Genomic DNA, 11,864 nt, shown 5'->3' with positions numbered 1-11,864 from the left:
CGAGCAGAAACGCTTTCTTTGGCAAGGGCTGCGGATGTTGCAGGAGGAGGTGCCGGGACAGAGCAGTTTGTACCTGTATGAGCCGGGTAGCTATGCGCCGCTGGCGCGAGTCGATCAGGCTGAAGGGGAGGAGCAAAAGCTTTATTACTTCCATACCGATCAGATCGGTACGCCGATCGAGCTGACCAATAGCGAGGGTGAGATCGTTTGGCAGGCGACCTATCGCTCGTGGGGCTCGGTAGAGCAGCTAGTAGTTAGTGAGGTGGAGCAGAATATACGATTCCAAGGTCAATATTTTGATTGCGAATCGAGCCTGCACTACAATACTTTTCGATTCTACGATCCAGAAGTTGGACGATTTGTGAATCAAGACCCAATTGGATTATTGGGAGGAGCTAACCTGTGTAGCTATGGAGTCAATCCGATATCTTGGATTGATCCTTGGGGATGGAGTGCAAAGCCTTCACATTCCCCTGATGTTGCCAAATGGCTAGATAAAGGTGGTTCTGTGCATATGGAGATTGACGGACGAACATGGGTTTATAAAGATTGAGAGGGTAATGTAGTAAGGTATCCCGACGGCCATCCTGACTTTACTCCTTTTGAACGACAGCAAGTTGATGTTCCTGACTTGAAGGGGAATCACGGTAAAAATCCTGGTGGTGATTTTGGCAAGGCAGATGCACTTGCACCTCAGGGTAATGCAGACTATTCGAAAAATACTTGGCATCATCACGAGAATATGAAGACGATGCAGGAAGTTCCTAAAAAATTCACAACAGGTTCACCCATTCGGGTGGTGTTAAGAATATGAAATCAAGCTGTTAATAGGGTCGAAAAATGCCTATAGTTTACAAAGCTGGTTTGACTGATGCTGAGATAAACTCACTTGAGGCAGCAGTTAATGTTACTTTGCCTAGTGCGTATAGAAACATACTGGCACGCATGAATGGTTTTTATTTGACTGATCCTGATTTTGGGCAGTTGCCGTTGAAGTCTGTTCAAGACGGGGAGGTGAGTTTTGATCGTTTGTTTGGGGTTATACCGGGAGAGGAATGCAACGATATTATTAGCTTTAATCAAGAATTTATTTCTGAGTTGGCATTTGTTAATGGCGTTTTGGCGATTGGGGAAGATGGGGGGGGGAACCCTTACGTGATAGTTACTGAGCCTGGGCGAGAAGGGGTTTATTATTGGGATAGAACCCACTTGCACGAATCTGACCCCATTAATAAATATGATATAGCGGAGCAAGGTGATAGCGGTCATCTTTATAAAATAGCAGAAGGTTTCGATGATTTTTATTCTTTGATTTTAGCGTCGCTGCCCGATGACGTTGAAATGATGGAAGAAAACTGAGGTGGGTGGTGATGGGGTGACATCGATTCAATCGAAATATGGCAAATATTGAAGGGTGCGATTTTTTTGATCTTGGCCATAATAATGTTTCGAACGTTGCCTTTCGGGTGGACGTTGCGTCAGTGCCGGCTGTTTAATAGTATGCAGGTTTATCTGGCTCTGCTAGATATTGGTAGAGCCAGCCTCTTGTTAACATGGAGTCCCTAGGTTGTGCTTAAGAGTATTGTATAAGTGCAGTCAGCTCGGAGGGCAGCCACTACACCCCCAAAACCGCGACAGCCTGTTCTTTCTCTTTTTCTACTTCGGTGAAGTACCGGACACCAACAGCGAAGTGCCGCTGCAATGAATCACCGACTGTACCCGCGTGCACCTGCACTACGACAACCCGCTGGGTCGCCTGACCGACATCAAGCGGGTGGTGAACAACAAAGCGGTGGAAACCCTCACCTAGTACCAGTTGCTGGCCAGATAACTGAGGGCTTTGCCCAGGGCATTCTGCGACGTTACCTGTGGGTGCGGTTTTCTCCAAACCTACAAAATCTGGGGATTCGACTATGTTCGCGCCTGCCTACCTTGCACATGCCTTTTGTAGCGAAGAGTTGTAGCAAAAGGGCCGCAAAGAGCGGCCCCCAAAAATCTCAATGCATAAAGAACCAGATCAGAATGATCACCGGAATCGGCACCCCAATCATCCAAAGCAGTATCGAGCGCATGGCCTTTCTCCTTGTTCGATGGTGACAAGAAAGGTGCAGCCGCCATGCCAGTTGTATCAAAAAACTACATTCATAAAAATCAGAGACTTACCCTCCAAGCCGCCTGAGCAAACCGTGCAATATGCAGGATCCACGCCCTTGCACCTGGGTGTTCTGCAATGCACTATCCACCCATGATCGCCACCACCCTCCCCGACGGCCCCGAGCAAACCCCGCTTACCGCCGAAATCGTGCTGCGCTACCACCTCTGCTGGAAGCATCGCGACCTCGACGGTGTCATGGCGCTCTACCACCCCGATATCCAGTACCACGACTTCTTTCAGAACCGCGTGCTCGGCCATCAGGAACTGCGCGACTACGTACGCGCCTGCCTGCCCCATGAAGCGGGCGAGGACATCGTCCACAGCGACCGCATCCGCGTCGATGGCTGCACCGCATTCATCCAGTATCAGGTCACGGTGCAGGGCGGTGACGGCCTGGTTGCGTTCCAGTCCAGCGAGGCGATCACCGTCAGGGACGGGCTGATCTGGCGGGTCAACGAATACGCCACGCTGGTCCGCCAGAACGGCACAGGCCACGCCAACAGCGGCCCGCGCCCCGCCACCAGCCGCCTGGGCCTGTCGCCCCGGCAGTTGTCGACCATGGCCCAGGACCTGGAGCACTACTTCCAGCGTCAACGCCCCTACCTCGACCCGGAGCTCGACCTGCAACAGGTCGCCGACGCCAGCGGCTACAGCCGCAACCAGATTTCCTACCTGCTCAACCAGGTGCTGGGGCAGAGCTTCTACCGCTACGTCAACCAGGCACGCCTGCAGCACCTGATGGCCAGCCTCGGCGATGATAGCGTCGAGGCGACGATCGACGAGCTGGCCTTCAGTGCCGGCTTCAACTCGCTGTCGGCGTTCTACAAGTGCTTCCGTGAGCACACCGGGCTAACGCCCAAGGCCTACCTGAAGCAAATTTCCCTGCGTGCACGCACGTAAGACAGCTGCCCGCTGACACCACTACGATCGCCCACAGACCTTGACGGATGTGGAGCCGAACCCGATGCAACCCCTGCGCACGCTCAGCCTGTGGATGGACCAGCTCGACGAGCCGCTGTGCGCGCGCCCGGCACTGCGCAATGACCTCGACGTTGACGTGTGCATCATCGGTGCCGGCTATACCGGCCTTTGGACCGCGTACTACCTCAAGCGCCAGGCACCCCAGCTGAACATTGCGGTGATCGAAGCCCAAATCGCCGGCTTCGGCGCTTCCGGCCGTAATGGGGGCTGGCTGATGGGCAACCTGCTAGGCGAAGACCGCCTGCTCGGCACCCTCTCGCCGCAACAGCGCCGCGCCAGCATCGACCTGCTGCACGGCATCCCTGATGAAGTGCATCGCGTGTTGCAAAGCGAAGGCATCGACTGTGACTACCGCAAAGGCGGCGTGCTGTATTGCGCGGCGCGCTACCCCGAGCAGGAACGTAGCCTGCGCGCCTACCTCGACGACTTGTATCGCCAAGGCATGTCCGAGGACGACTACCGCTGGCTGAGCCCCGAGCAGTTGGGGAGCCAACTGCGGGTCAGCAATGCGTTTGGAGCCATTTACAGCCCGCACACGGCGACCATCCAGCCAGCCAAGCTGGTGCGCGGCCTTGCCCGGGCAGTAGAGGCGCTGGGCGTATCGATCTACGAAAACACCCCGGCCATCGACTGGCAGCCGAGCGAGGTGCGTACCCCGCTGGCACAGATTCGCTGCCAGTGGATGGTGCCTGCCGTGGAGGGTTACGCCGCCAGCCTGCCGCCACTGGGCAAACATCAGTTGCCGGTACAGAGCCTGCTGGTGGCCACCGAGCCGCTGCCGGAGGCTACCTGGGAGCAGATTGGCCTGAGCCAGGGCCAAGCCTTCAGTGAAAGCAGCCGCCAGGTCACCTACGGCCAGCGCACCGCCGACAACCGCCTGGTCTTCGGTGCCCGCGGTTGCTACCGCTTCGGTGGGCGTCTGCGCGAAAACTTCAACCTCGACGAACACGAAGTCGAACTGCGCCGCTACCTGTTCGGCGAACTGTTCCCGCAGCTCAAACAGGTACGCATCACTCATACCTGGGGCGGCAACCTCGGCATGGCGCGACGCTTCCGCCCACACATGCTCTGCGACCGCCAGCGCGGCATCGCCCTTGCCGGCGGCTACGGCGGCGAAGGCGTCGGGGCTACCAACCTGGGCGGACGCACCCTGGCGGCGCTGATCCTCAACCAGCGCAACGAGCTGACGGCGCAACCCTGGGTGCTCGACAACCGCCCGCTATCAAGCCTGGCCAGCTGGCCCCCCGAGCCCTGCCGCTGGCTGGGCTACAACGCGATCATCCAGAGCTTCGTCCACGAGGACCGGACCCTCGCCAACCCCGCCAGCGCGCCGTGGAGGCGGCGCCTGGCCATATCGCTTGCGGACTTCATGGAAGGCTTCATGCACTGACTTCCCTTAACACTCGTACAGGATCCACCGGTCATGAGCATCACCCAGTTCAAGAACACCGAATTTGCCGTGCTCGACAGCTCCAACCCGGTCGCGGTACCGCTCGGCGAACCCGTGGCAGTCACGTCAGTCACCTGCGTGGAGCGCAGCGATGGCGTTGAAACCGGCATCTGGGAATGCACCCCAGGGCGCTGGCGGCGGCAGATCGTGCAACAGGAGTTCTGCCATTTCATCAAGGGCCGCTGCACGTTCACCCCCGACGGTGGCGAGCCTCTGGTCATAGAAGCCGGAGACGCATTGATGCTACCGGCCAACAGCACCGGCACCTGGGACATCCAGGAGACCGTGCGCAAGACCTACGTGCTTGTTTTCTGATCCGCTGATCGCCTGCCTTCGATAACAACAGACAAAGCAAGGTAAACCCGACATGCGCACCTTCCTCCTCGCCCCTCTGATGCTGGCCGCCAGCGTGGCCAGCGCCGCTGAAACGGTGAAGATCTACAACTGGTCCAGCTACGTGGCCCCCGATACGTTGAAGAACTTCCAGCAAGCCAGCGGCATCGTGCCCACCTACGACGTGTACGACAGCAATGAAACCCTCGATGGCAAGCTGATGACCGGCAATTCCGGCTACGACGTGGTGTTCCCCTCCAACCACTTCATGGCCCGGCAGATTCAGGGCAAGGCTCTGAAGCGCCTGGACAAGTCACAGTTACCCAACTGGCACAACCTCAACCCGATGCTGCTCAAGGCGCTGGAGGTGAACGACCCGGGCAACCAGTACGGTTTCCCGTACCTGTGGGGCAGTACCGGCATTGGCTACAACATCGACAAGGTCAAGGCAGTGCTCGGCGACAACGCGCCGGTGGACTCCTGGGACCTGATCTTCAAGCCCGAGTACATGAGCAAGCTGAAAAGCTGTGGGGTCGCGGTGCTGGACAATGGCCCCGAACTGCTGCCGATCGCCCTGCACTACCTGGGCTTGCCCCATCACAGCCAAGACCCCAAGGACTACGAGAAGGCCAAGGAACTGCTGATGAAGGTGCGGCCGTACATCAGCTATTTCCACTCGTCCAAGTACACGGGCGACCTGGCCAACGGCGATATCTGCGTAGTGGTGGGGTTCTCAGGGGATGTGCTGCAGGCGAAGAACCGCGCCGACGAGGCGAACAATGGCGTGAAGGTGGGCTATTCGATACCCAAGGAGGGCGCGCCGATGTGGTTCGACATGGTCGCCATGCCCGTCGATGCGCCGGATGAAAAGGCCGGATATGCCTACATGAACTACCTGCTGCAGCCGGAAGTGATGGCCAACATCAGCAACCATGTGCAATACGCGAACGGCAACCTCAAGGCAGACGGGCCGGTGGACCCGGCGATGAAGGGTAATACGATGATTTACCCGAGCGACGAGGTGATGGGCAAGCTGTATGCGCTGGAGGCGATGCCGGCGAAGATCGACCGTATTCGTACGCGAATCTGGACCAGTATCAAAGCAGGGAACTGATTTCAGTCGTTACGACGTCCTTGTGGGAGCGGGTTTACCCGCGAATGCGGTGTTGACTCTACCGACGCATTCGCGGGTAAACCCGCTCCCACAGGGGTCAAGAGCAAGCTCTCGCGATCAGTGGTGCTCGCGGGTAGCGCGGAACTTGATGTCCGGCCAGCGCTCTTCCATCAGCGCCAGGTTGACCCGGGTCGGCGCCAGGTAGGTCAGGTGACCGCCGCCGTCGATGGCCAGGTTTTCCATGGCCTTGGTCTGGAATTCCTCGAGCTTCTTCTTGTCATCGCAGCTGATCCAGCGCGCGGACCAGACGGTGATAGGCTCGTAGGCGCACTCGACCTTGTACTCTTCCTTCAGACGGCTGGCGACCACGTCGAACTGCAGCACACCGACCGCACCCAGGATGATGTCGTTGCTGCGCTCAGGGAAGAACACCTGAGTAGCACCTTCTTCGGCCAGCTGCTGCAGGCCTTGACGCAGTTGCTTGGATTTCAGCGGGTCTTTCAGGCGTACGCGGCGGAACAGCTCCGGCGCGAAGTGCGGAATACCGGTGAAGCCCAGCGCCTCACCTTCGGTGAAGGTGTCGCCGATCTGGATGGTGCCGTGGTTGTGCAGGCCGATGATGTCACCGGCAAAGGCCTCTTCCAGCTGCTCACGCTCGGAGGAGAAGAACGTCAGCGCATCGCCGATACGCAGATCTTTGTTCAAGCGCACATGGCGCATTTTCATGCCTTTCTCGTACTTGCCCGAGCAGATGCGCATGAAGGCGATACGGTCGCGGTGTTTCGGGTCCATGTTCGCCTGGATCTTGAACACGAAGCCGGTGAACTTCTCTTCCACAGGCTCCACGGTACGCTCGTTGGCCACACGGCCAAGCGGACGCGGCGCCCAGTCGACCACGGCGTCGAGCACGTGGTCGACACCGAAGTTGCCCAGCGCAGTACCGAAGAATACCGGGGTCAACTGACCGTTGATGAACTCTTCCTGGTTGAACTCGTGGCAGGCGCCCTGCACCAGCTCCAGTTGCTCGACGAACGCGTCGTACTGGTCGCCCAGGTGTGCGCGGGCTTCGTCCGAGTCCAGTTTCTGGATGATCTTGGCTTCGGTGCGCTCGTGGCCGTGGCCCGGGGTGTAGACGATGATGTAGTCGCCAGTGAGGTGGTACACACCCTTGAAGTCACGGTAGCAACCGATTGGCCAGGTGATTGGCGCGGCCTTGATCTTCAGAACGGCTTCGATCTCGTCGAGCAGTTCGATCGGGTCGCGGATATCACGGTCGAGTTTGTTGATGAAGCTGACGATTGGCGTGTCGCGCAGCCGGCACACGTCCATCAGGGCGATGGTACGCGGCTCTACACCTTTACCGCCATCGAGCACCATCAGCGCCGAGTCCACCGCGGTCAGGGTGCGGTAGGTGTCTTCGGAGAAGTCTTCGTGGCCCGGGGTGTCGAGCAGGTTGATCATGTGCTCGCGATACGGGAACTGCATCACCGAGGTGGTGATGGAGATGCCGCGCTGCTTCTCCATTTCCATCCAGTCGGAGGTGGCGTGGCGGTCGGACTTGCGCGACTTCACGGTACCGGCGACGGCAATGGCCTTGCCCATCAGCAGCAGCTTCTCGGTGATGGTGGTCTTACCGGCGTCGGGGTGGGAAATGATTGCGAAAGTGCGGCGCTTCGCGACTTCGGCGGCCTGGTTGGTCATGGGAAATCGCCTGACTGGGGGATTTGAAAGGGGCAGTATCATACCTGAAGTTGGGCCTGGACCAAAATCTGCCGAATGAATGGCGCCTGTGCCGGCCTCTTCGCGGGTAAACCCGCTCCCACAGGTACGACACAGGATTCGAATGCGGTGCAGTCTGTGTAGGAGCGGGTTTACCCGCGAAGAGGCCGGCACAGACAAAAGAAATCCAACAGGCAATCGCTTTATCACGACAAATGACCAAAGCGCAGTTATTTCAACGCCTGCAGCACATTAAGTCGCTGTTTTTTCTCGCCAAAAATCCTGCCCCCCAGTGATTAACGCTGGCCAAATGCTGCCTCAGATGGGAACCTTGACACCCATGGAGACGTCCACTCCCCTGCAAACCGCTTCGGTTGGGGACTGGTTTCATCAGCATTTTCGGGCCCGACGGGGTTCGGCTCATGGCCTGATCGCAGCCCTCGGCTTGCATCACGCTGCTACTCGCGAACACACCACCCGCCGCCAGAATTGGCCGGCAACCAAGAAGTGTGCTCGCCGACTACACAAGGAGTCCACCTGTGGCAAAACGCTACGGTTCGGGGCTGTTGGGATGGGCCGCCGTGCTCGTCATCCTGGCCCTGCTGGTCCACTGGATCGGCATCGACACGATCGCGCGTTATCGCGACGATCTTGGGTTCTACCTGCAAGCGCACCTGGTATTGGTGCTGGCTTCGATGGCGGCGGCGCTGGCCGTGGGCATCCCCGCCGGCATTGCGTTAAGTCGACCGCACCGGGTCGACAAAGCCGAGCGCTTCATGCAGTTCTTCAACGTTGGCAACACCATCCCCCCTCTGGCCGTTCTGGCCATCGCCCTCAGTATCCTGGGCATCGGAGCCGGGCCTGCGATCTTCGCGCTATTCCTCGCCTCCCTCCTGCCGATTGTGCGCAACACCTACGAAGGCCTGAAAAACGTCCCTGCTTCGCTCAAGGAAGCCGCCACCGGCATTGGCATGACCCCGCGCCAGCAACTCTGGCAGGTGGAGCTGCCCAACGCCGTGCCGATCATCGTCGGCGGCGTACGCGTGGCCCTGGCACTGAATGTGGGTACCGCACCGCTGGCGTTCCTGATCGGCGCCAACAGCCTGGGTAGCCTGATCTTCCCCGGCATCGCCCTGAACAACCAGCCACAACTGCTGCTGGGTGCCGCCTGCACCGCGCTGCTGGCACTGGTGCTGGATGCGGCGGTGAGTTTCTCCAGCAAGCGCTGGCTGGAACGCGGCCTGGTCCAATAAGGATAGGAAACGTATGAAGAAGAGAATCGCCTTGCTACTGGGCGCGGCCTTGCTGTTCGCAGGATTTGCCCAGGCAGCTGAAAAACCGCTGATCCGCATCGGCGCGCGGGTGTTCACCGAACAGACCGTGCTCGCCGAAATCACCGCGCAATACCTGCGCGCCAACGGCTTCGATGTGCGTGTCATCGGCGGGCTTGGCAGCAACCTCGCACGCCAGGCCCAGGAAACCGGCCAGCTCGACCTGATGTGGGAATACACCGGTGTGTCGCTGGTGTCGTACAACCACATCGAAGAGCGTATGCCCAGCGCCGAGGCAACCTACGCCAAGGTCAAGGAGCTGGATGCCAAAAAAGACCTGATCTGGCTGACCCCGTCGAAATTCAGCAACACCTATGCCCTCGGCTTGCCGAAGCAGGTCGCCGAGGCCTACCCGCAGCTCAACTCGATCAGCGACCTCAACCAGGTGCTGCGCGACGAGAGCAAGCATAATCACCTGGTGGCCCTGGACACCGAGTTCGCCAACCGCCCCGACGGCCTGGTAGGCCTGCGCGAAATGTATGGCCTGCCGCTGGGCCGGCGCAACATCCGCCAGATGGACGCCGGGCTGGTGTACACCGCCATGCGCAACAATCAGGTGTTCGCCGGCCTGGTGTATACCACCGACGGCCGCCTGGACGCTTTCAACCTCAAGCTGCTGGAAGACGACAAACACTACTTCCCCGACTACACCGCCGCGCCGGTGATACGCAAAGCCACGCTCGACGCCAACCCGCAGCTGGCTGGCCTACTCAAGCCGCTGGCCGAGCAACTGGATGACCAAACCATGCGCCAGCTCAACGCCAAGGTCGATGTCGAGCACCAGAACCCCACTGCCGTGGCCGCAGACTTCCTGCGCAAACACCCACTGAACAGCGAGGGCCAGCCATGAACCTGATCGATACCTTCAGCCACCTGGACTGGGCCCAGGTGCTGCACCTGACCTGGCAGCACATCATGCTGGTCGGCGTTGCCGTGGGCCTGGCGATTCTGGTCGGGGTGCCGCTGGGCATCCTGATGACTCGTTTTCCGGCCCTCGCAGGCCCGCTGCAGGCCAGCGCCACAGTGCTGCTGACCATCCCCTCGATTGCCCTGTTCGGCCTGCTGTTGCCGTTCTACTCCAAGTTCGGCCAGGGCCTGGGGCCGTTGCCAGCGATCACTGCGGTGTTCCTGTACTCGCTGCTGCCGATCCTGCGCAACACCTACCTGGCCCTGACCAATGTCGAGCCCGGCATCCGTGAAGCCGCACGCGGTATAGGCATGACCTTCGGCCAGCGCCTGCGCATGGTCGAACTGCCCATCGCCGTACCGGTCATCCTCGCCGGTGTACGCACCGCCGTGGTCATGAACATCGGTGTCATGACCATTGCTGCCACCATCGGCGCCGGCGGCCTGGGTGTGCTCATCCTCACCTCCATCAGCCGCAGCGACATGTCGATGCTGCTGATCGGCGCCTTGCTGGTGAGCCTGCTGGCAATCATCGCCGACCTGCTGCTGCAAACCCTGCAACGTGCCCTGACTCCAGAAGGACTGCGCTCATGATCGAACTGAAGAACCTCAGCAAAACCTTCAACGTCAACGGCAAGGACGTCAAAGCCGTCGACTCGGTAAGCCTCACTGTCAACGAAGGGGAAATCTGCGTGTTCCTCGGCCCGTCGGGCTGCGGCAAGAGCACCACGCTGAAAATGATCAACCGCCTGATCACGCCCACCTCGGGCCAGGTGTTCATCGATGGCGAAGACACCACCGGGCTGGACGAAGTCACCCTGCGCCGGCACATCGGCTATGTGATCCAGCAGATCGGTTTGTTCCCCAACATGACCATCGAAGAGAACATCACCGTGGTCCCACGCCTGCTTGGCTGGGACAAGCAGAAATGCCACGAGCGTGCTCGCGAGCTGATGCACATGATCAAGCTCGAACCCAAGCAGTACCTGCAACGCTACCCGCGCGAGCTGTCCGGCGGCCAGCAACAGCGTATCGGCGTGATTCGTGCCCTGGCAGCAGATGCACCCGTGCTGTTGATGGACGAACCGTTCGGCGCGGTCGACCCGATCAACCGCGAGATGATCCAGAACGAGTTCTTCGAAATGCAGCGGGCGCTGAACAAGACGGTGATCATGGTCAGCCACGACATCGACGAAGCGATCAAACTGGGCGACAAGATTGCCATCTTCCGTGCCGGCAAGCTGTTGCAACTGGACCATCCGGACACCTTGCTAGCCCATCCGGCGGATGATTTCGTCAGCAACTTCGTGGGCCAGGACAGCACGCTCAAACGCCTGCTGCTGGTGCGTGCCGAGGATGCCGCAGACAACGCGCCATCGGTGAGCCCGCAAACGCCTGTGAGCGATGCGCTGGAGCTGCTCGACGAGCACGACCGCCGCTACGTGGTGGTGACCGATGCACAGAACAAGGCGCTGGGCTATGTGCGCCGACGCGACATGCACCGCCAGCAAGGGACGTGTGGCGATTTCCTGCGACCGTTCAATGCCACGGCGGCGCACGATGAGCATTTGCGCATCCTGTTGTCGCGCATGTACGAGTTCAACCGGGCATGGTTGCCGGTGCTGGATGCCGAGCAGGTGTTCTTGGGCGAGGTGACGCAGGAGTCGATTGCGGCGTACCTGAGCTCAGGGCGATCGCGGGGGGCGAAGACCAGTATCGTTTCGCCAGCTGAGGCCGTTGCTTCGTAAACGTCGGGGGCGCTTTGCGCGCCTTCGCGGGTAAACCTACAGCGGCCTGCGCCCAACCACCGATGTGTGTCCACCACCGATCATGTGTAGGAGCGGGTTCACCCGCGAATACGGTAGCGGCGGCAAC

At 59.5% G+C, this 11,864-nt stretch carries 11 protein-coding genes and 1 pseudogene; 11 read left to right on the top strand and 1 reads right to left on the bottom strand.

Translation table 11 applies throughout. From position 1 onward, the window contains the following. From ACF8GF_RS21540 to ACF8GF_RS21510, 7 genes and pseudogenes are all read left to right on the top strand, one after another. Window positions 1-553: RHS repeat domain-containing protein (locus tag ACF8GF_RS21540; RefSeq protein WP_392519793.1), on the top strand; the 553-nt coding region annotated here is incomplete at its 5' end. Between the two features lie 287 nt (window positions 554-840). Further along, complete coding sequence (locus ACF8GF_RS21535) at window positions 841-1,359, top strand: SMI1/KNR4 family protein (protein ID WP_392488705.1); 519 nt, start codon at window positions 841-843, stop codon at window positions 1,357-1,359. Between the two features lie 236 nt (window positions 1,360-1,595). Further along, window positions 1,596-1,807, top strand: a pseudogene (locus tag ACF8GF_RS21530) (hypothetical protein); the annotation flags it as partial. Between the two features lie 423 nt (window positions 1,808-2,230). Then, a complete protein-coding gene (locus ACF8GF_RS21525) occupies window positions 2,231-3,055 on the top strand; it encodes a nuclear transport factor 2 family protein (protein WP_021781797.1) in 825 nt (274 codons plus the stop codon). A 64-nt stretch (window positions 3,056-3,119) separates the two neighbouring features. Next, on the top strand, window positions 3,120-4,526 hold the full coding sequence (locus ACF8GF_RS21520; protein ID WP_392488704.1) for an NAD(P)/FAD-dependent oxidoreductase: 1,407 nt from the start codon (window positions 3,120-3,122) through the stop codon (window positions 4,524-4,526). 33 nt (window positions 4,527-4,559) lie between these two features. After that, window positions 4,560-4,901 carry a cupin domain-containing protein gene (locus ACF8GF_RS21515; RefSeq protein ID WP_014589771.1) on the top strand — a complete coding sequence of 114 codons (342 nt, stop codon included), beginning with the start codon at window positions 4,560-4,562 and terminating at the stop codon, window positions 4,899-4,901. 52 nt (window positions 4,902-4,953) lie between these two features. Beyond that, on the top strand, window positions 4,954-6,033 hold the full coding sequence (locus ACF8GF_RS21510) for a polyamine ABC transporter substrate-binding protein (RefSeq protein ID WP_392488703.1): 1,080 nt from the start codon (window positions 4,954-4,956) through the stop codon (window positions 6,031-6,033). A 117-nt stretch (window positions 6,034-6,150) separates the two neighbouring features. Here the strand turns inward: ACF8GF_RS21510 and ACF8GF_RS21505 are convergent, their stop codons facing one another. Then, window positions 6,151-7,734 (bottom strand): peptide chain release factor 3, encoded by a 1,584-nt coding sequence (locus ACF8GF_RS21505; RefSeq protein ID WP_021781794.1) that lies wholly within the window; start codon window positions 7,732-7,734, stop codon window positions 6,151-6,153. Window positions 7,735-8,291: 557 nt separating this feature from the next. Between ACF8GF_RS21505 and ACF8GF_RS21500 the strand changes: the two genes are divergently transcribed. Genes ACF8GF_RS21500 through ACF8GF_RS21485 form a run of 4 tightly spaced genes read left to right on the top strand, consistent with a single transcriptional unit; the run spans window position 8,292 to window position 11,737 of the window. Further along, complete coding sequence (locus ACF8GF_RS21500) at window positions 8,292-9,005, top strand: ABC transporter permease (protein ID WP_176685717.1); 714 nt, start codon at window positions 8,292-8,294, stop codon at window positions 9,003-9,005. Between the two features lie 13 nt (window positions 9,006-9,018). Further along, window positions 9,019-9,933, top strand: a complete 915-nt coding sequence (locus tag ACF8GF_RS21495; RefSeq protein ID WP_392488702.1) for a glycine betaine ABC transporter substrate-binding protein — start codon at window positions 9,019-9,021, stop codon at window positions 9,931-9,933. Next, window positions 9,930-10,583 carry an ABC transporter permease gene (locus tag ACF8GF_RS21490; protein ID WP_028697400.1) on the top strand — a complete coding sequence of 218 codons (654 nt, stop codon included), beginning with the start codon at window positions 9,930-9,932 and terminating at the stop codon, window positions 10,581-10,583. The genes ACF8GF_RS21495 and ACF8GF_RS21490 overlap by 4 nt, the downstream gene beginning before the upstream one ends. Further along, complete coding sequence (locus ACF8GF_RS21485; RefSeq protein WP_339444670.1) at window positions 10,580-11,737, top strand: ABC transporter ATP-binding protein; 1,158 nt, start codon at window positions 10,580-10,582, stop codon at window positions 11,735-11,737. The genes ACF8GF_RS21490 and ACF8GF_RS21485 overlap by 4 nt, the downstream gene beginning before the upstream one ends. The last annotated feature ends 127 nt before the right edge of the window (window positions 11,738-11,864 follow it).

Origin of the sequence: Pseudomonas sp. yb_5, assembly GCF_043103865.1 — a bacterium.
In the GTDB taxonomy this organism is placed as follows: domain Bacteria; phylum Pseudomonadota; class Gammaproteobacteria; order Pseudomonadales; family Pseudomonadaceae; genus Aquipseudomonas; species Aquipseudomonas putida_Y.
This window is presented reverse-complemented; position numbering and strand designations above follow the sequence as displayed.